This window comes from Herbaspirillum sp., assembly GCF_017744395.1.
Classification (GTDB): domain Bacteria; phylum Pseudomonadota; class Gammaproteobacteria; order Burkholderiales; family Burkholderiaceae_D; genus Herbaspirillum.
Genome location: NZ_JAGIBI010000004.1, coordinates 31,429 through 49,689, shown reverse-complemented (window position 1 = coordinate 49,689; position 18,261 = coordinate 31,429). Strand labels below are relative to the sequence as shown.

Here is an 18,261-nt window from a genome sequence, read left to right as displayed (position 1 = left end):
TTTCCTTGCTGCAAGGCAAAGTGCTTTATCAAGTCCTTCGAGTGTTATACCATGTTTAGTGCAGTGCAGCATAAATGCGCGCCATGACAGAAGAATGACACATCGGCAGGGCGGGAGGTTCTTGGATTTCGAAAGGACATCATGCAAAACAAGATCGTCAGTCTGGCCTTGCAGGGCGGCGGTTCGCACGGCGCCTTCACCTGGGGCGTGCTGGACCGCCTGCTGGAGGACGGCCGCCTTGGGTTTGAGGGCATCAGCGGCGCTTCGGCCGGCGCCATGAACGCCGTGGTGATGACGCAAGGCTACGTGCGGGAGGGCCGGGACGGCGCGCGCGCCGCGCTGGAACGCTTCTGGACCAGCCTCTCCACGCGCGAGCCCTTCGATTTCATCCAGCCCGATTCCGCCGCCGCCGTGCCCAATCCCGCGCCCATGCCGGGCATGCGCGCCTTGCTGGCGATGACGCGCTTTTTCTCGCCGGCGCAGTTGAACCCGCTGGACATCAACCCCCTTCGCGACATCCTCAACGAACAGGTCGATTTCGAGCGCCTGCGCGAGCAGCGCGACGTCAAGCTGTTTATCGCCGCGACCCAGGTCAGCACCGGCATCCTGAAGATCTTCCGCAACCGCGAGCTGTCGGTGGACGTGCTGCTGGCTTCGGCCTGCCTGCCGTCGTTGCACCGGCCCATCGAGATCGACGGCGAAGCCTACTGGGACGGCGGCCTGACCGCCAATCCGCCGATCTTCCCGTTGCTGCACGCCTGTTCCGCGCGTGATGTGATGGTGGTGCTGCTGCACCCCAGCCGGCGCGCCGGCACGCCGGCCACCAGCCACGATATCGGCCAGCGGCTTTCCGAGATCAGCTTCAGCTCGGCCTTCTTCACCGAACTGAGCGGGCTGGCGCTGGCCAAGCGCGAAGCCGAAAACGCCACGCTGGCCTTCGGCGCGCTGGAGCGGCGGCTGCGCCAGCTCAACATGCACGTGATCGACGCCAATGAACTGATGGAGCAGCTGAGCAACCTCTCCAAGCTCAATACGCAAGGCAGCTTCATCCGCAGCTTGCACCAGCAGGGGCGCGAGCGGGCCTCGGAGTGGCTGGAGCAGAATTTCGCGCGTATCGGAAAAGAATCCACCTTCGACCTGGGGCGCTTCCTGCAATGAGCGGCAGGGGGAGTGGGGCGGTCTCGCGCACGATCGTTCTAATTTCTCTATACTCTGCTGTTTCATCCGCATAGAACGACAGAGACAACATGAGCCAGCCAAGCGCTAACGCCCAGCCATCCCGATCGGAATTCCTGCAAGTGCGCGGTTTGCGCTACCACGTGCGCCACTGGGGCGACCCCGGCGCGCCGAAACTTTTCATGATGCATGGCTGGATGGATGTCTCGGCTTCGTTCCAGTTCGTGGTGGATGCGCTGCAGGGCGACTGGCACGTGATTGCTCCCGACTGGCGCGGCTTCGGCCTGACCGAGCGCACGCATGCCGATTCCTACTGGTTCCCCGATTACCTGGCCGACCTCGATGCCATCCTGGCGCACTATGCGGGCGATGAGCCGGTCGACCTGCTCGGCCACAGCATGGGCGGCAACGTCGTCACCCTGTATGCCGGCGTGCGGCCGCAGCGCATCCGCCGCCTGATCAACCTGGAAGGGCTGGGCCTGCCGTCGGCCAAGGCCGAACAGGCGCCGGGCCGTTTCGCGCAATGGATGGACGAGGTGCGCAATCGGCCGCTCATCCGCGGCTACGCTTCGCTGGAAGAAGTGGCGGCGCGGCTGCAGAAGAACAATGCGCGCCTGTCGGACGAGCGCGCCGCCTTCCTGGCGCAGCATTGGGCGGCGCAGGATGCCGACGGCCTGTGGCAGATCCTGGGCGACCCGGCGCACAAGCAGGTCAGCCCCATCCTGTACCGGGTCGATGAAATGATGGCGTGCTGGAGCCGCATCGCGGCGCCGGTGCTGTGGGTCGAGGCGAAGGAGAGCGATATCTGGCGCTTCTTCGGCCAGCATGCGCTGATGCGTGACGAGATCGACCGCCGCATCGGCTTCATTCCCAAGGTGCGGGTGGAGATGATCGGCGACGCCGGCCATATGCTGCACCACGACCAGCCGGAGCAACTGGCGGCGCTGATCGAAGGCTTCCTGGCCCAGCCGGGCTGAGGCCCTGTCCATGATGCCGATGCGGGGTACAATGAATAACGTTTACATCCCGTTTTTACAGCCAGCCTGACCGGCGGCGGCCACAAGCGGCTCGTCCGGATTTCAGCGCTTTATTCCTTATGTCCCAACTCAAGTTCGACCTGCATTGCCACTCCAACGTCTCCGACGGCCTGCTGTCGCCGGAACAGGTCGCGGCGCGCGCCAAAGCCAACGGCGTCGATGTCTGGGCGCTGACCGACCATGACGAGCTGGGCGGCGTGGCGCGCGCGCGCGCGGCGGCCGAGGCGCTGGGCATGCGCTACATTCCCGGCGTGGAAATCTCGGTCACCTGGGCCGGGCAGACGGTGCATATCGTGGGATTGCAGGTCGATGAAACCAACCGTACCCTGCTCGATGGCTTGTACGCCACGCGCAACGGCCGCGAGCGCCGCGCGCACGAGATCGCCGGCGAGCTGGAAAAGGTCGGCATTTGCGGCGCATTCGAAGGCGCGCTCAAGCATGTCGGCAATCCCGACCTGATCTCGCGCACGCACTTCGCGCGCTACATGGTCGAGGCCGGGCACTGCTGCGATACCAAGGAAGTGTTCGCCAATTACCTCACCGAAGGCAAGCCGGGCTACGTCCCGCACCGCTGGGCCACGCTGAAGGAATCGGTGGACTGGATCCGCGGCGCCGGCGGCGTGGCGGTGATCGCCCACCCGGGGCGCTACAAGTACACGCAGACGCAATTCGGCGCGCTGTTCGACGAATTCAAGCAACTGGGCGGCGCGGCCATCGAAGTCCATACCGGCAGCCATACGCCGGAACAGTACGAGGAATACGCGCAGATCGCGCGCAGCTACGGTTTCCTGGCGTCGATGGGATCGGACTTCCACGGGCCGGGCGAATCGAGGGTCGACCTGGGAACCTTGCCTCCGTTGCCCAAGGGCTTGACCCCGGTATGGCACGATTGGCAGCTGTAAGCTCTTGAATTCCAGATAGAAAATCCTATCTAATACCCACTTTCCCGATAGGAGTTTTCCAGATGAAACGAATCTTGTTGTTTATTGCGACCAACATTGCCGTGCTGGTTGTGATGAGCGTCATCTTGTCGTTGCTGGGCGTCGACCGCTTCCTGACGCAGGCCGGCCTGAACCTGCCGATGCTGCTGGTGTTTTCGCTGGTGGTCGGCTTCACCGGGTCGATCATTTCCCTGTTGATGAGCAAGACCATGGCCAAGTGGTCGACCGGCGCGCGCGTGATCGAAACGCCGGCCAACGGCACCGAGGCCTGGCTGGTGCAAACCGTCGGCAAGCTGGCCCAGCGCGCCGGCATCGGCATGCCGGAAGTGGCGGTGTACGAGGGCGAACCGAACGCCTTCGCCACCGGCGCCTTCCGCGATTCGGCCCTGGTGGCGGTATCCACCGGGCTGCTGCAAGGCATGACCCAGGACGAGGTGGAAGCGGTGCTGGGCCACGAAGTCGCCCACATCGCCAACGGCGACATGGTGACCATGACGCTGATCCAGGGCGTGGTGAACACCTTCGTCGTGTTCCTCTCGCGCGTGGTCGGCTATTTTGTCGATTCGGCCCTGCGCCGCAATAACGACGATTCCGGCCCCGGCATCGGCTACATGGTGACCGTGATGGTGTGTCAGATCGTGTTCGGCATCGGCGCCTCGATCATCGTGGCCTGGTTCTCGCGCCAGCGCGAATTCCGCGCCGACGCCGGTTCGGCGCGCCTGTTGGGCAACCCGCAGCCGATGATCAAGGCGCTGGCCCGTCTGGGCGGTTTTACCCCCGACGGCTTGCCTCAATCGATGGCGGCCATGGGCATCAGCGACAAGCCGGGTATCATGGAGCTGTTTTCGACCCACCCGCCGCTGGAGCAGCGTATCGCGGCCCTGCGCGGCCAGCACTGAAATTAGTGTTTTGAAACAAACGGCGGTGGCGACACCGCCGTTTTGCATTTGCAGCCTGTAACTTGTAGATCCGTAGATTTGGAAACGATGTCATGAGCCAGTTTTTTGAAATCCACCCCGACAATCCGCAACTGCGCCTGATCAAGCAGGCGGCGCAGATCATCAACAAGGGCGGGCTGGTCGCCTTGCCGACCGATTCCTGCTACGCGCTGGTTTGCCAGTTGGACAACAAGGACGCGGTCGAGCGCGTGCGCCGCATCCGCGGCGTGGACGACAAGCACCACCTGACGCTGCTGTGCCGCGACCTGTCCGAGATCGCCCTGTACGCCAAGGTCGACAACCGCCAGTACCGCCTGCTCAAGGCCGCCACGCCGGGCGCCTACACCTTCATCCTGGAAGCCACCAAGGAAGTGCCGCGCCGCCTGTCGCATCCCTCGCGCAAGACCATCGGCCTGCGCGTGCCGGAGAACCGCATCGCCCACATGCTGCTGGAAGAACTGGGCCAGCCGCTCCTGGGCACCACCCTGAACCTGCCGGACGACGAATTGCCGCTGACCAACGCCGACGACATCCGCGCCCGCCTGGAAAAGCAGATCGACCTGGTGATCGACAGCGGCGCCTGCAGCCTGGAGCCCACCACCGTGATCGACCTGACCGACGACGATGAAGTGGTGCTGGTGCGCCAGGGCCGGGGCGACGCCGGCATTTTCGGCCTGGCGGCCGCCTGATCGCCTGAGTTTCGGCATTTCCCGGAGCGGCTCTTGCCGCTCTGATAAAATCCCCGCCCATGAACGATCTCATCCAGACTGTCGCGGTGTATGCGCTTCCCGTTTTGTTCGCCATCACACTGCACGAGGCAGCGCATGCCTATGCGGCAAAGTTTTTCGGTGACAACACGGCGTATTCGATGGGGCGAATGAGCCTCAATCCGATCAAGCACATCGATCTCTTCGGCACCATCCTGATTCCGGTATTGCTGTATTTCGCCACCAGCGGCGCGTTCCTGTTCGGTTACGCCAAGCCGGTGCCGATCAACTTCGGCCATTTGCGTCGCCCCAAGCGCGACATGGCCTGGGTGTCGCTGGCCGGGCCGGCGGCCAATTTCCTGATGGCGCTGCTGTGGACGCTGGTGATCTATGGATTGGCGCTGGGCGGCGTGCAGGAAGAATTCTTCATGCTCATGGCCAAGGCCGGGGTATTGACCAATTTGGTCATGTTCGCCTTCAACCTGTTCCCGATCCCGCCGCTGGACGGCGGGCGCATCCTCACCAGCTTGTTGCCGAACAAATATGCGTATAAATTCGCGCAGATCGAGCCCTACGGCTTTTTCATCGTGATGGCGCTGGTGCTCCTCAAGGTGATCTACACTTGGTGGATGGCGCCGGTCATGTACGCCGCAAGCCTGTTGCTGCAACTGATTACGTATCCGATCGCTTTCCTGTTCCAGTAAACAGCTACCGTCAAAAACACAGCTACCGCCATGTATCCTGACCGAGTCGTCTCCGGCATGCGCCCCACGGGCGCGCTGCACCTGGGCCACTACCACGGCGCCCTGAAGAACTGGGTGCGCTTGCAATCCGAATTGCCCTGCCTGTTCTTCGTTGCCGACTGGCATGCGCTGACCACCCATTACGACGATCCCTCCGTCATCGAGACCAGCACCTGGGAAATGGTGATCGACTGGCTGGCGGCCGGCGTCGACCCGTCGCAGTCGACCCTGTTCATCCAGTCGCGCGTGCCCGAGCATGCCGAGCTGCACCTGCTGCTGTCGATGGCCACGCCGCTGGGCTGGCTGGAGCGCGTGCCGACCTACAAGGACCAGCAGGAAAAGCTGTCCGACCGCGACCTGGCGACCTACGGCTTCCTCGGTTATCCGCTGCTGCAGGCGGCCGACGTGCTGATCTACCGCGCCAGCCAGGTGCCGGTGGGCGAAGACCAGGTGCCGCATATCGAGATCATGCGCGAGATCGCGCGCCGCTTTAATCACCTGTACGGCAAGGAAAAGGGCTTCGAGGAGAAGGCGCTGGCCGCCGCCAAGAAGCTGGGCAGCAAGCGCGCCAAGCTGTACCTGGAGCTGCGCACGCAATTCCAGGAGAAGGGCGACGAAGAAGCGCTGGAGCAGGCCAAGGCCATGCTGGACGACGCCCAGAACCTGTCGATGATCGACCGCGAGCGCCTGTTCGGCTACCTGGAAGGCAGCCGCAAGCTGATCCTGACCGAACCGCAGGCGCTGCTGACGGAAGCGTCGCGCCTGCCGGGGCTGGACGGCGCCAAGATGTCCAAGAGCTACGGCAACGCCATCGCATTGCGCGAAGACAAGGAATCGGTCACCAAGAAGGTCAAGACCATGCCGACCGACCCGCAGCGGGTGCGCCGCAGCGACCCCGGCGACCCGGAGAAATGCCCGGTCTGGCAATTCCACCTGGTGTATTCCGCGCCCGAGGTGCAGGAATGGGCGGCCAAGGGCTGCCGTTCGGCCGGGATCGGTTGCCTGGAATGCAAGCAGCCGGTGATCGACGCCATCTTGCAAGAACAGCAACCGATGCTGGAACGGGCCCAGCCTTACCTGGACGACCCGTCGCTGGTGCGCGCGATCGTCGCCGACGGCTGCGAGAAGGCGCGCAAGCTGGCGCAGGACACCATGCGCGACGTGCGCGAGGCGATGGGGCTCGGATATTGAGGCGGCAGGGGGCCGCCCGTTTTTTTACGTCCGCTTGCATCTATCGGCCCGCGAATTGACCGATTCCGGCCGCTATCCGCTACAATCGGTCTTTTATTTCTGACCATACTTCAAAAGTACGCACATCATGATCAAGGGTAGCATTGTTGCAATCGTCACTCCCATGCATCCGGACGGCAGCCTCGATTTCGACGGCCTGCGCAAACTGATCGACTGGCACATCGCCGAGGGAACCGACAGCATCGTCATCGTCGGCACCACCGGCGAGTCGCCCACCGTCTCGATGGAAGAACACTGCGAACTGATCAAGGTCGCGGTGGAACACACCGCCAAACGCATTCCCATCATCGCCGGCACCGGCGGCAACTCGACCTCCGAAGCGATCGAGCTGACCGAGTTCGCCAAGAAGATCGGCGCCGATGCCTCGCTGCAGGTCGTGCCGTATTACAACCGCCCGACCCAGGAAGGCATGTACCTGCACTTCAGGAAGATCGCCGAGTCGGTCGACCTGCCGGTGATCCTGTACAACGTGCCGGGCCGCACCGTGGCCGATATGAGCAACGAGACCATCCTGCGCCTGGCGCAGGTCAAGGGCATCGTCGGCGTCAAGGACGCCACCGGCAACATCGGCCGCGGCACCGACCTGATCCGCCTGGCGCCGAAATCGTTCGCCGTCTATTCCGGCGACGACGCCACCGCGATCGCGCTGATGCTGTACGGCGGCGCCGGCAACATCTCGGTCACCGCCAACGTCGCGCCGCGCGACATGCACGAACTGTGCGTGGCCGCCATGGGCGGCAACATCGCGCGCGCGGTCGAACTGAACAACAAGCTGCTGCCGCTGCATAACAAGCTGTTTGTCGAACCCAATCCGGTGCCGCTGAAGTGGGCGATGCAGGAGATGGGCTTGATCGGCTCCGGCATGCGCCTGCCGCTGGCGCCGCTGGGCGCCGGCTTCCACGATACCGTGCGCGCGGCTTTGCGCGAGTCGGGTGTATTAAAATAACGGACTTGCCTGTTTCTGCCATTTCCTGGCCGTCTTCTGAAAAACGATCCCGCTTAATAGTAACGATATGACTAATCGCAAGAACGTTCGTCCTGTAGTCCGTACCGCGTACAGCACTCTTACCCAACGCAGCATCGTCGTCGCACTGGCTCTCGCGGGACTTGCAGGATGCTCGTCCATCGGCAACATGCTCGAAGGCGACCGTATCGATTACAAGAGCGCGGAAAAGGCCCGCGGCCCGCGCCTGGAAATCCCGCCCGACCTGACCCAATTGCAGCGCGACAACCGCTATGCGATCCCCGAGGCGAACAAGGGCGTGGCGACTGCTTCCGGCTACAACCTGGAGCAGCAGACCAAGCCGACGAACGAAGTTGCCTCCGTGGCGCCGCAAGCCAACGGCAAGGACATCCGCATCGAACGCGACGGCACCCAGCGCTGGCTGGTGGTGCAGCAGTCGCCTGAGGCGCTGTGGCCGCAGATCAAGGACTTCTGGCAGGACAGCGGTTTCCTGATCAATGTCGAGTCGCCCGACACCGGCGTGATGGAAACCGACTGGGCCGAGAACCGCGCCAAGATTCCGCAAGACTTCATCCGCAACACGCTGGGCAAGGTGTTCGATTCGCTGTACTCCACCGGCGAGCGCGACAAGTTCCGCACCCGCCTGGAGCGCGGCCCCAACGGCAGTACCGAAATCTTCATCAGCCATCGCGGCGCCGAAGAAGTGCTGACCGGCTCGGCCAAGGAAACTTCGGTGTGGACCGCGCGTCCGTCCGATCCGGGCCTGGAAGCCGAATTCCTGGCACGCCTGATGGTGCGCCTGGGCGCCGAGGAAACCAAGGCCAAGGCGGCTGTCGCCAATGCGCCGTCGCTGCAGGCGCGCTCCAAGCTGTTGAAGAGCGCCTCCGGCTCCAGCGTGCAGGTCGATGAAAGCTTCGACCGCGCATGGCGCCGCGTCGGCCTGGCGCTGGACCGCGTCGGCTTCACCGTGGAAGACCGCGACCGCACCCAGGGCACCTATTTCGTGCGCTATGTCGACCAGAACCAGGACGCCAAGGACAAGAAGGAGCAGGGCTTCTTCTCGCGCATCTTCTCCAGCTCCAAGGACAAGGAAAAGACGGCCGCCAAGTACCGCATCGTGGTCAAGGGCAGCGGCGACAGCAGCAACATCGTGGTCCAGAACGGCGAAGGCAAGCCCGAGGTCTCCGATACCGCCGACAAGATCCTCGGCCTGCTGAACGACCAGTTGAAGTAAGTCGATGTAATGGCAATGCGCAACCGGGGCCGCCTGTGAAGTTCGCGAGCCTCGGCAGCGGCAGCGAAGGCAACGCGCTGCTGATTTCAGCCGCAGCCGGCTCAGATCGTCCCAATGCGGGGACGACCGTGATGCTGGACTGCGGCTTTGCTTTGCGCGAGACCGAAAGGCGCATGCTGCGCCTGGGCATCGACCCGTCGGATGTGTCGGCCATCGTCGTGACCCACGAACATTCCGACCATGTCAGCGGCGTCTTCAAGTTCGCGCGCCGCTACCGCATCCCGGTCTGGCTCAGTTACGGCACCTACCGGGCGGTGGCCGAGCATGCCGCCGACGTCGACATCCAACTGTGCGCCGACGGCCAGAAGATCGCGGTCGGCGACCTTGAACTGACTCCCTACACCGTGCCGCATGATGCGCGCGAGCCGATCCAGTACATCGCCGGCGATGGCGACCGGCGCCTCGGCGTACTGACCGACGCCGGGCAATCGACCTCGCATATGATCCAGGCATTGGGCGCCTGCGATTCGCTGCTCCTCGAGTGCAATCACGATCGCGCCATGCTGGAGAATTCTCCCTATCCGGCTTTCCTCAAACGCCGCATCGGCGGCGCGTACGGCCACCTGGCCAACGAGACCAGTGCCGAAATCCTGCGATTGCTCGACAAGAGTCGCCTCAGGCACGTGGTCGGCGCCCACCTGAGCCGCCAGAACAATACCCCCGAACTGGCCCGTGCGGCGCTGGAAAGCGTCCTTGGCAGCAGTTTCGGCGGCATCGATATCGCTTGCCAGGACGAGGGATTCGGCTGGCTCGAGGTGTAAGAACCTATCCCAAGAACTTCCCCTCGAAATATGAAAAAGGCGAGCAGGTCAGCTTGTCGTCAGCATTGCGAAAACGTCCTGGAAACATTTTGTTGCGATTTGATACCGGCAGGTTCATGGCCGCATTGAATGGGGATGTGAAAGCGCTGTGGATTAAACGCGCGCAGAGAGGCCTGTAAGGGATTTGTCAGGGCGGGTGATGGGGCGGTGTGGGGTAGGCGCTCTAAACAGCGCCAAGGGCATTCTATTGAAGCTTGCGAAGGGCCGGGTATGTAAGCGCCACAAATTACGGGCGAAAAAAAAACCGGTCGTGAGACCGGTTTTTTGAAAATAATCTGATGATTATTTTGCCGGAGCGGCTTCAGCCGGCTTGGCGGCGTCAGCAGCAGGAGCGGCTTCAGCCGGCTTGGCAGCGTCAGCAGCCGGAGCAGCAGCGTCAGCAGGCTTGGCAGCGTCAGCGGCCGGAGCAGCAGCAGGAGCGGCCGGAGCTTCAGCAGCAGGAGCGGGTGCAGGTGCCGGAGCTTCTTCCTTCTTACCGCAAGCAGCCAGGGCAACAGCCAACAACGAAGCGATCAACAGAGTCTTTTTCATGAATATTCCTTCAATATTTAAAAATTGTGCGATGAATAATTACCGGTAATTATCGCTCTAGAGGAGGCTCTCGCCGCACTTGTGAACCTTGCGGTTCCGTTTCGGTTCCTGCTTTCTTCCTACCGAAACTTACTTGGACAACGAAAACTTTCCAGCCCGTCATTATAGCTATTTTTTCCCGGAATCACACCGAAATCATTCTTTTTCGTAAGAATTTGTAAGTTCTTACATTTTAGTCCATACGGCTGGAAGGCCTTTGTGCAGGCCGTTCTCCGCCCGTTGCCGGATAAGTCGCCCAATGCGTTTTGGCGAGATTCCTAAGTCGATCAAAGAAATTCCAGCCACCCGCTTTCATGCCATTGATGGAGGGCTTCGAGCAGGTCTTCCGAGGCGTCTTCGAATTCCGATTTTTCGAGGCGGCGATGGTTCGCCAGTTTGGCGAGGATGGTTTTGTCGGCGCGCCCGACCTGGAACGATTCGCCGTTGATGAACACGTTCGAGCCGCGATAGAGCATTTGCGTTTTCCGGTGCAAGGCCAGCCCGCGTTTTTTCGCGCCCTGGAAAAAGCGGGCAAACGACAATTGCTCGGCCGGCTGATCGAAGAACACGCTGGGTTTGGGTTCCGACAGGTGCTGGCCGAGGAAGATGGCGATGTCGTCGTCGGTGAAGCGGATCTTGTTCAGTTCGTCGCGGATGCGGCTGACCATGTCGACCGGCAGTTCCGCCGGATTGGCGCTGGGCTTGAGATCCGGGTCGGCATAGCGGCCGGGCAGGTCGATGGTATCCATCATGAAGTCGAGGAAGGACTCGCCCAGTTCCTGGTAGGCCGGCGCGCGGAAACCGATGGAATAGGTCATGCATTCGCCGACGGCGGTGCCGTCATGCGCGTAGTGCGGCGGCAGGTAGAGCATGTCGCCCGGTTCCAGCACGAATTCTTCCTCCGGCTGGAAGTTGCTCAATATCTTCAGCGGCACGCCTTCTTCCAGCGACAGGTCTTCCTGCGCGCTGATGCGCCAGCGGCGCTGGCCATGCGCCTGCAGCAGGAACACGTCGTAGGAATCGAAATGCGGGCCGACGCCACCGCCGTCGCTGGCGTAGCTGATCATCAGGTCGTCCAGGCGGGCGTCGGGGATGAAGCGGAACTGGCGCAGCAGCGCATCGGCATCCGGGTGGTGCAGGTTCACGCCCTGCACCAGCAGCGTCCACGCCTTTTGCTTCAGCGCGGGCAGCCTTGAGACGGGGCCGTGCTGCATGTCCCAGCCGGTGGCGTTGTGCGTGATCAGGCGCGATTCGACGTCGTCGCGGCGGGCCAGGTCGAACAGTTCGGCGCGCGCCAGCGGCGCCTGGAATCCGGGGATGGCCTGGCGGATCAGCAGCGGCTTCTTGTGCCAGTAGTCACGCAGGAATTGGGCGGGCGTGAGGCCGCCGAGCAAGGCAAGTTTTTTCATGGCGCTATTATAGGCGCGCACCGCATTGAAGCCACGCAAGGTCCGAGGGGGATGCAGGTATAATCGTTCTTTGAACCCAAGAAGAGTCCTTGCCGCGCGGGAATGGCAAGGGGGAATGCTCTTTGGCCCCACTGCGCGGCCGGCCCGTGACGGCATGGCCGCTTCCGCACCCAATACCGATAGCAAAGGACCCCATACGATGAAGATCGCCAAGAACACCGTAGTCTCCGTGAACTACAAATTGTCGGACGCGCAAAACAACCTGATCGAGGAAAGCCGCGAGCCGATGGTCTACCTGCACGGCGGCTACCACAACACTCTGCCCAAGATCGAAGAGGCGCTGGACGGCAAGGAAGCCGGTTTCAACACCACCATCCAGGTCGAGCCGGAAGACGCCTTCGGCGAATACGACGCCAGCCTGGTGAAGATCGAACCGCTGTCGCGCCTGCCGCAGCCGATCGAAGTCGGTATGCAGTTCGAAGGCTCGCCGGACGACGACAGCGCGGAATCGGTGATCTTCACCGTCACCGAAGTGGCCGACGACAAGGCCGTGCTGGACGGCAACCACCCGCTGGCCGGCATCGCGCTGCGCTTCGAATTGTCGGTGACCGAAGTGCGCGCCGCCTCCGAAGAGGAAGTCGCCCACGGCCACGTGCACGGCCCGCATGGCCATCACCATCACCATCATGAGGAAGACGAGGGCGAGGACGGCGACCATTTCCGCAGCCACCCGCTGAACTGATCCGGCGACGGTTCGTTTCAGGTTTCACAAATGAAAACGCCCGCGGCATTTGCTGCGGGCGTTTTTGTTTTTAATCAGGGAAGCGGATTCAGCGCCGTTCGCCATCCGCATCGGCCACTGCGAACAATTGCGGAAGGTGCTCGTCCACCACGATCTTCAGCCAGCGTTCGCCGGTGCCTACGCTGCCAAGGTTGCCGCTCCACAGGATGTGCGGCGGCGTCTTGCTCTTGACGGTGTCGCCATGGACGATCAGCACCCGGCCCCGGAATTTTCCGGCGAGGTCGGAAAAGCTGCGGCGCGTTTCGGCGAAACCATCGCGCTGGGTGCGGAAAAAGGAGCGCTTAGGCGGCGGCCCGAAGGGATTGCCGTCGGTGAAAAAGACGATGGCCGCCGATTTCTTCAGGGCGGCGAAGGCGAACAGGTGCTGCAGCCAGTTGCGGTTGGCGATCAGGCGGTCTTCGAACTCGCTGTTGCGGCCGCCGTCGAGCAGGAAGTGGTTGTTGCCGGCCGGCAGGTTGACGGTGGCGAACAGCACGTTGCCGACTTCCCAGCGCGCGTTCTCGGCATAGCTGCGGAACTTGGCCGTAAGCGACTGGCGCAGCAGCGGCAGCTTGCTGGCGCCGAAAGAGAATTCACCGGAATAGAACAGTTCACGCATGCGCGCCAGCCGTTCGATGGCGTCGGAGCGTTGCTGGCGGTCGCGGCAGGCGATCCAGTCGCTGGCCGCCAGCGACATGATCACGCCGTTTTGCGCATGCGAGAGGATGTCGCGCCGCTGGCTGTACAGCCCATCGTCGCAGGGCTCGGAAGGCGATTTGATGCCGTTGACCACGACGAAGGCCAGATTGTCGGCATCGGTCTCCGCAATCGCCTGGCGCAGCGCCTGGTCGCCGTCGCCGCCGGCGAACGCATGGCTGATCATGCCGAAGGCGAAGTCCTGCGCGGCCCATGCCGGCCGCGCCGCGATGGCGGCAACGGCGAGCAGGGCGGTAAGCAGGAGGCGTGTCATGGTCGTCGGTTACCCGGCAGGGTCAGTGGTTCCGGCTCAGTTCCTTCAGTTGGTACAGCGCTTCCAGCGCCTGGCGCGGGGTCAGCGCGTCGGGATCGATCTGCCCCAGCGACTGCAGCACGGCTTGCGCCTGCGGATCCGGCTCGGCAGCCGCTGGCGACGGTGCGGCGATGTCGTCGTCCGCTTCGTCGAATTGCGGCGCATTGAACAGGTCGAATTGCGGCGTCGGCTGTACCGACTGGCTTTCCAGTGCCGAGAGATGCTTGCGCGCGGCGCGGATCACCGGCGCCGGCACGCCGGCCAGTTGCGCCACCTGCAGGCCGTAGCTCTGCGAAGCCGGGCCGCTTTGCACCGCATGCAGGAACACGATGCTGTCCTTGTGCTCCACCGCCGACAAGTGGACGTTGGCGGCGGTCGGGTGGATTTCCGGCAGTTGCGTCAGCTCGAAATAGTGGGTGGCGAACAGCGTGAAGCTGCGGGTCACGTCGATCAGGTGCTTGGCGATGGCCCAGGCCAGCGCCAAGCCGTCGAAGGTCGAGGTGCCGCGTCCGACTTCATCCATCAGCACCAGCGAATGCTCGCTGGCGTTGTTGAGGATGGCGGCCGATTCGGTCATCTCGACCATGAAGGTCGAACGCCCGCCGGCCAGGTCGTCGGCCGCGCCGATGCGGGTGAAGATGCGGTCGATCGGGCCGATGGCGGCGCTGGTGGCCGGCACGAAGCTGCCCACGTAGGCCAGCAGCGTGATCAGCGCCACCTGGCGCATGAAGGTGGATTTACCGCCCATGTTGGGGCCGGTGATCAAGAGCAGCTTGCGTTCGGCCGCCAGTTGGCAGTCGTTGGCGATGAAGCGCTCGATCTGGTTTTCCACCACCGGATGGCGGCCCTGTTCGATCTGGATGCAAGGCTCCGCCACCAGCTGCGGCGCGCACCAGTTGTTGCGCGCGGCGTGGTCGGCCAGCGCCACCAGCGTATCGAGCTGGGCCAGCGCATGGGCGATGGCTTGCAGCGTGGGGATGTGCGGCGCCATGTCGTTGAGTAGCTGCTCGTACAGGAATTTTTCGCGCGACAGCGAGCGTTCCTGCGCCGACAGCGCCTTGTCCTCGAAGGCCTTCAGTTCGGGGATGATGTAGCGCTCGGCGTTCTTCAGCGTCTGGCGGCGGCGGTAGTCGTCCGGCACCTTGTCGCTCTGGCCGTTGGTGACTTCGATGTAGAAGCCGTGCACCTTGTTGTATTCCACGCGCAGGTTGGCGATGCCGGTGCGCGCGCGCTCGCGCGCTTCCAGGTCGAGCAGGAACTGGCCGGCGTTTTCCGACAGGCCGCGCAGCTCGTCCAGTTCGGCGTCAAAGCCGCGCGCGATCACGCCGCCGTCGCGCACCATCGCGGCCGGTTCCAGCATGATGGCGCGTTCCAGCAGGTCCACGCATTCCACCGGCGTGGCCAGCGCCTCGTGCAAGTGCTGCAGCAGCGGCGCATCGGCGTCGCGCGCGCACATGTCGACATAGGCGCGTAGCGAGCCGAGTTGCTGCAGGCCGGCGCGCAGGCCCGCCAAGTCGCGCGGGCGTGCCGACAGCAGGGCGATGCGGGTGGTGATGCGCTCGATGTCGGGCACCGCCGCCAGCGTGGCCGACAGGCCGGAGCAGGCATCGGTGCGCATCAGTGCGCTGATGGCGGCATGGCGCGCGCGCGCCACGTTCTGGTCGCGCAGCGCGTGGTGCAGCCAGTGGCGCAGCAGGCGCGAGCCCATCGCGGTGCGGCAATGGTCGAGCGTGGAGAACAGCGTCGGCGCCAGCGTGCTGGCGTCCTGGGCGCGGATGGTCTCGGTCAGTTCCAGGTTGCGGCGGGTGGCCGCATCCAGGCCGATGAATTCGTTTTCCGACTCCACGGTCAGCGCGCGCACATGCTGCAAGCCGCGGCCCTGGGTCGATTGCGCATAGCGCAGCAGCGCGCCGGCGGCGCCGATGGCCGTGCTCAGACCTTGCGCGCCGAAGCCGTCCAAGGTGGCCACCGACAGTTGTTCCAGCAGGGCCTTCTCGCTGCTGGGCTGGTCGAAGTGCCAGTCCGGCACGGTAACGGCGCGGCTTGGCAGCAGCGCCTCGCATTGTTCAAGCTGGCCGTCGGCGATCAGGATTTCGGCGGGGGAGATGCGCTCCAGTTCCTGCTTGACGCGGGTCTCCAGCACATTGGCATCGACCGTGAATTCCATCAGTTTCAACGCGCCGCTGGCCATCGACAGCCACGACAGGCCGACCTGCACCTGCTTGCGCGCTTTGCCGGTGGCGATTTGCATGGCCAGCAGGCAGCGCTCGGACTTTTCCGGCAGAAGGTCGGAGTCGGTCAGCGTGCCCGGCGTGACCACGCGCACCACCTTGCGCTCGACCGGCCCCTTGCTGGTGGCAGGATCGCCGATCTGCTCGCAGATCGCCACCGACTCGCCCAGCTTGATCAGGCGCGCCAGGTATTGCTCGACCGAGTGGAAGGGCACGCCGGCCATCTTGATCGGCGTGCCGTTGGACGAGCCGCGCTGGGTCAGCGTCACGCCCATCAGGCGCGAGGCTTTTTCGGCGTCGTCGAAGAACAGTTCATAGAAGTCGCCCATCCGGTAGAACAGCAAGGTCTGCGGATGGTCGGCCTTGATGCGCAGGTATTGCTGCATCATCGGCGTATGGGCGGCGAGGTCTTTGGTCATCAGGCTATTGGTTCCGGTCCCGAAGCTCGGGCATTGCATATTAGGGATTGCGCTTGCCGGACGCGCCGTGGCGCAGGAAATGCCCATGGCGGCGGCAGGGAAGGCTGGCAGGGCGCTGGCGAATGGCGTCGCGCCGGGCATGCCATAAATCAAAAATGCGGACCTGGGTCCGCATGCATGAGTGGAGATTGTACGCGCAATGGGGGCGGGCAGCCAAGTCGGGCGGATTGTCCGGAGAAGGGGGACGAAAAGCGTCGCGAAATTGCAAATATCCTATTCGGCTTTTCGTCGAGACAAAAAAACAGGCGGCTGCTCACGCAACCGCCTGCCCAACCCGGAGAAGGGGGAGGCCCCGGGCTGTAGGGGGCCGTAAGAATCAGTGCGCCGCCGAGGTATCTGCCACCCGCGTCGGCTTGGGCGCCAGCCACACCGCCATGGCGGCCAGCGAGAACGAGATCGCGGCCATCATGAAGATATGGTTGGTGGCCAGCATCACCGCCTGGTTCTGCACCGTCTGCGACAGCGAGGCGGTGGCCTGGTCGGCCGACAGGCCGGAGGCGGTGATGGTGTTGACCGCATCGCCCATCTTGTCCACCAGGCCGGAGAGTTCGGCGCGGAAGTAGGTGGTGTCGTTTTCCCAACTGGTGTTGACGATCGAGGTGGCGATGGCGCCGGCCATGGTGCGGCAGAAACTCATCAGGCCGGCGGCCGAGGCGGTTTCTTCCTCGTTCACAGAGGCCAGCGCCAGGCCGGTCAACGGCACGAAGAACAGCGGCAGCCCGACCCCTTGCAGGAACAGCGGCCAGCCGATCTGGAACATCGACATGTCGGTGGTGTTGAAGGCGCGGATGAACGTCATCAGACCCAGCCACACCACGCCGATGCACACCAGCTTGCGGGCGTCGATGGTGGTCGACATCTTGGCCACCACCGGCGCCGTCATCACCGCCAGGATGCCGGTCAGCGCCGAGACGCAGCCGGACCATGTCGCCGTGTAGCCCATATAGCCCTGCAGCCACAGGGGCGTGAGCACCACCGAGCCGAAGAAGGCGCCGAAGGCCAGGCAGATGGTGGTCACGCTGGCGGTGAAGCCGCGGTGGCGGAACACCCGCAGGTCGACGATGGGATTCTTCTCGGTCAGCTCCCAGATCAGGAAGGCGACGAAGAACACCACGGCGACGATGGCCAGCAGCACGATCTCGGTGGACTCGAACCAGTCCTTTTCCTTGCCTTCGTCCAGCATCAGCTGCAGCGCGGCGACCCAGATCACCATCAGGATCAGGCCGATGCGGTCGATCGGCAGCTTGACCATGGTCGACTCATAGCGCTTGAGCATGCGCCAGCCGAGATAGCCGCACACCAGCGCCACCGGCACGTTGATCCAGAAGATGTAGGGCCAGCTGTATTGGTCGCACAGCACGCCGCCCAGGATCGGGCCGGCGATCGGCGCCACCAGCGTGGTCATGGCCCACAGGCCGACCGCGGCGGGCGCCTTCTCCTTGGGGAAGATACGCAGCAGCAGGGTTTGCGAGAGCGGCATCAGCGGGCCGCCGGCCAAGCCCTGCAGTACGCGGAAGGCGATCAGCATGCCCAGCGAATTGGCGAAGCCGCACAGCGCCGAGAACAGGCCGAACATGATCATCGACAGGATGAACACGCGCACCGTGCCGAAGCGGTTGGCCAGCCAGCCGGTGAGCGGCACCGTGATGGCCTCGGCCACCGCGTAGGAGGTGATGACGTAGGTGCCCTGGCTGGTCGAGGCGCCGAGCGAACCGGCGATGGTGGAAACCGAGACGTTGGCGATGGTGGTGTCGAGCACCGCGATGAAGTTGGCGGCGGCCAGCAGGATGCCGGCGCCGACCAACTGGCCGCCGGTCAGCGGCGCTTCGAACAGGCCCGGCGCCGGCTGGGGCGCGGGCGGCACGCCCGCATCTGCGCTAACAGTGGATGACATGGAAAACCTCTGCTTG

The 18,261-nt window shown here is 63.6% G+C and carries 16 protein-coding genes; 11 read left to right on the top strand and 5 right to left on the bottom strand.

Going from position 1 to position 18,261, the window contains the following annotated elements:
- Positions 1 to 141 precede the first annotated feature (141 nt).
- The 10 genes from J7548_RS12740 to J7548_RS12695 all read left to right on the top strand — a co-directional run bounded on the left by J7548_RS12740 (position 142) and on the right by J7548_RS12695 (position 9,812).
- A complete protein-coding gene (locus J7548_RS12740; protein WP_290974983.1) occupies positions 142 to 1,158 on the top strand; it encodes a patatin-like phospholipase family protein in 1,017 nt (338 codons plus the stop codon).
- 89 nt (positions 1,159 to 1,247) lie between these two features.
- Entirely contained in the window at positions 1,248 to 2,153 is a 906-nt protein-coding gene (locus J7548_RS12735; RefSeq protein ID WP_290974982.1) for an alpha/beta hydrolase, read from the top strand.
- A 119-nt stretch (positions 2,154 to 2,272) separates the two neighbouring features.
- Positions 2,273 to 3,115 (top strand): 3',5'-nucleoside bisphosphate phosphatase, encoded by an 843-nt coding sequence (locus J7548_RS12730; RefSeq protein WP_290974981.1) that lies wholly within the window; start codon positions 2,273 to 2,275, stop codon positions 3,113 to 3,115.
- A 62-nt stretch (positions 3,116 to 3,177) separates the two neighbouring features.
- The gene (gene htpX / locus J7548_RS12725) at positions 3,178 to 4,053 is read left to right on the top strand and encodes a protease HtpX (RefSeq protein WP_290974980.1); all 876 of its coding nucleotides are present in this window, start codon (positions 3,178 to 3,180) and stop codon (positions 4,051 to 4,053) included.
- A 92-nt stretch (positions 4,054 to 4,145) separates the two neighbouring features.
- The gene (locus tag J7548_RS12720) at positions 4,146 to 4,781 is read left to right on the top strand and encodes an L-threonylcarbamoyladenylate synthase (RefSeq protein ID WP_290974979.1); all 636 of its coding nucleotides are present in this window, start codon (positions 4,146 to 4,148) and stop codon (positions 4,779 to 4,781) included.
- Positions 4,782 to 4,840: 59 nt separating this feature from the next.
- On the top strand, positions 4,841 to 5,503 hold the full coding sequence (locus J7548_RS12715; RefSeq protein WP_290974978.1) for a site-2 protease family protein: 663 nt from the start codon (positions 4,841 to 4,843) through the stop codon (positions 5,501 to 5,503).
- 30 nt (positions 5,504 to 5,533) lie between these two features.
- The gene (locus J7548_RS12710) at positions 5,534 to 6,733 is read left to right on the top strand and encodes a tryptophan--tRNA ligase (RefSeq protein ID WP_290974977.1); all 1,200 of its coding nucleotides are present in this window, start codon (positions 5,534 to 5,536) and stop codon (positions 6,731 to 6,733) included.
- Positions 6,734 to 6,860: 127 nt separating this feature from the next.
- Complete coding sequence (gene dapA / locus J7548_RS12705; RefSeq protein WP_290974976.1) at positions 6,861 to 7,739, top strand: 4-hydroxy-tetrahydrodipicolinate synthase; 879 nt, start codon at positions 6,861 to 6,863, stop codon at positions 7,737 to 7,739.
- A gap of 67 nt (positions 7,740 to 7,806) precedes the next feature.
- Positions 7,807 to 8,991: an outer membrane protein assembly factor BamC gene (bamC, locus tag J7548_RS12700; protein WP_290974975.1), complete on the top strand. Its 1,185-nt coding sequence runs from the start codon at positions 7,807 to 7,809 to the stop codon at positions 8,989 to 8,991.
- A gap of 35 nt (positions 8,992 to 9,026) precedes the next feature.
- Positions 9,027 to 9,812, top strand: coding sequence for an MBL fold metallo-hydrolase (locus J7548_RS12695; RefSeq protein WP_290974974.1), 786 nt, complete (start codon positions 9,027 to 9,029; stop codon positions 9,810 to 9,812).
- A 342-nt stretch (positions 9,813 to 10,154) separates the two neighbouring features.
- On the opposite strand, the gene J7548_RS12690 is transcribed toward J7548_RS12695, so the two are convergent.
- Both J7548_RS12690 and J7548_RS12685 read right to left on the bottom strand, forming a co-directional pair.
- A complete protein-coding gene (locus J7548_RS12690; protein ID WP_290974973.1) occupies positions 10,155 to 10,403 on the bottom strand; it encodes a hypothetical protein in 249 nt (82 codons plus the stop codon).
- A gap of 326 nt (positions 10,404 to 10,729) precedes the next feature.
- Positions 10,730 to 11,851, bottom strand: coding sequence for a cupin domain-containing protein (locus tag J7548_RS12685; RefSeq protein ID WP_290974972.1), 1,122 nt, complete (start codon positions 11,849 to 11,851; stop codon positions 10,730 to 10,732).
- A gap of 199 nt (positions 11,852 to 12,050) precedes the next feature.
- On the opposite strand from J7548_RS12685, the gene J7548_RS12680 reads away from it, so the two are divergent.
- On the top strand, positions 12,051 to 12,593 hold the full coding sequence (locus J7548_RS12680; protein WP_290974971.1) for a peptidylprolyl isomerase: 543 nt from the start codon (positions 12,051 to 12,053) through the stop codon (positions 12,591 to 12,593).
- A gap of 88 nt (positions 12,594 to 12,681) precedes the next feature.
- Here J7548_RS12680 and J7548_RS12675 read toward each other — a convergent pair whose 3' ends face one another.
- The 3 genes from J7548_RS12675 to J7548_RS12665 form a co-directional block, all read right to left on the bottom strand.
- Positions 12,682 to 13,602, bottom strand: coding sequence for a hypothetical protein (locus J7548_RS12675; protein WP_290974970.1), 921 nt, complete (start codon positions 13,600 to 13,602; stop codon positions 12,682 to 12,684).
- A 22-nt stretch (positions 13,603 to 13,624) separates the two neighbouring features.
- Positions 13,625 to 16,291, bottom strand: a complete 2,667-nt coding sequence (gene mutS / locus J7548_RS12670; RefSeq protein WP_290974969.1) for a DNA mismatch repair protein MutS — start codon at positions 16,289 to 16,291, stop codon at positions 13,625 to 13,627.
- A 376-nt stretch (positions 16,292 to 16,667) separates the two neighbouring features.
- Entirely contained in the window at positions 16,668 to 18,245 is a 1,578-nt protein-coding gene (locus tag J7548_RS12665) for a DHA2 family efflux MFS transporter permease subunit (RefSeq protein ID WP_290974968.1), read from the bottom strand.
- Positions 18,246 to 18,261 lie beyond the last annotated feature (16 nt).

Bases quoted from the DNA above. Each gene is read 5' to 3' on its own strand.
- bamC (WP_290974975.1), top strand. From the start codon at position 7,807: ATGACTAATCGCAAGAACGTTCGTCCTGTAGTCCGTACCGCGTACAGC.
- J7548_RS12740 (WP_290974983.1), top strand. From the start codon at position 142: ATGCAAAACAAGATCGTCAGTCTGGCCTTGCAGGGCGGCGGTTCGCAC.
- J7548_RS12730 (WP_290974981.1), top strand. From the start codon at position 2,273: ATGTCCCAACTCAAGTTCGACCTGCATTGCCACTCCAACGTCTCCGAC.
- J7548_RS12665 (WP_290974968.1), bottom strand. From the start codon at position 18,245: ATGTCATCCACTGTTAGCGCAGATGCGGGCGTGCCGCCCGCGCCCCAG.
- J7548_RS12675 (WP_290974970.1), bottom strand. From the start codon at position 13,602: ATGACACGCCTCCTGCTTACCGCCCTGCTCGCCGTTGCCGCCATCGCG.
- mutS (WP_290974969.1), bottom strand. From the start codon at position 16,291: ATGACCAAAGACCTCGCCGCCCATACGCCGATGATGCAGCAATACCTG.
- J7548_RS12680 (WP_290974971.1), top strand. From the start codon at position 12,051: ATGAAGATCGCCAAGAACACCGTAGTCTCCGTGAACTACAAATTGTCG.
- J7548_RS12685 (WP_290974972.1), bottom strand. From the start codon at position 11,851: ATGAAAAAACTTGCCTTGCTCGGCGGCCTCACGCCCGCCCAATTCCTG.
- htpX (WP_290974980.1), top strand. From the start codon at position 3,178: ATGAAACGAATCTTGTTGTTTATTGCGACCAACATTGCCGTGCTGGTT.
- J7548_RS12690 (WP_290974973.1), bottom strand. From the start codon at position 10,403: ATGAAAAAGACTCTGTTGATCGCTTCGTTGTTGGCTGTTGCCCTGGCT.
- J7548_RS12710 (WP_290974977.1), top strand. From the start codon at position 5,534: ATGTATCCTGACCGAGTCGTCTCCGGCATGCGCCCCACGGGCGCGCTG.
- J7548_RS12735 (WP_290974982.1), top strand. From the start codon at position 1,248: ATGAGCCAGCCAAGCGCTAACGCCCAGCCATCCCGATCGGAATTCCTG.
- dapA (WP_290974976.1), top strand. From the start codon at position 6,861: ATGATCAAGGGTAGCATTGTTGCAATCGTCACTCCCATGCATCCGGAC.
- J7548_RS12720 (WP_290974979.1), top strand. From the start codon at position 4,146: ATGAGCCAGTTTTTTGAAATCCACCCCGACAATCCGCAACTGCGCCTG.
- J7548_RS12715 (WP_290974978.1), top strand. From the start codon at position 4,841: ATGAACGATCTCATCCAGACTGTCGCGGTGTATGCGCTTCCCGTTTTG.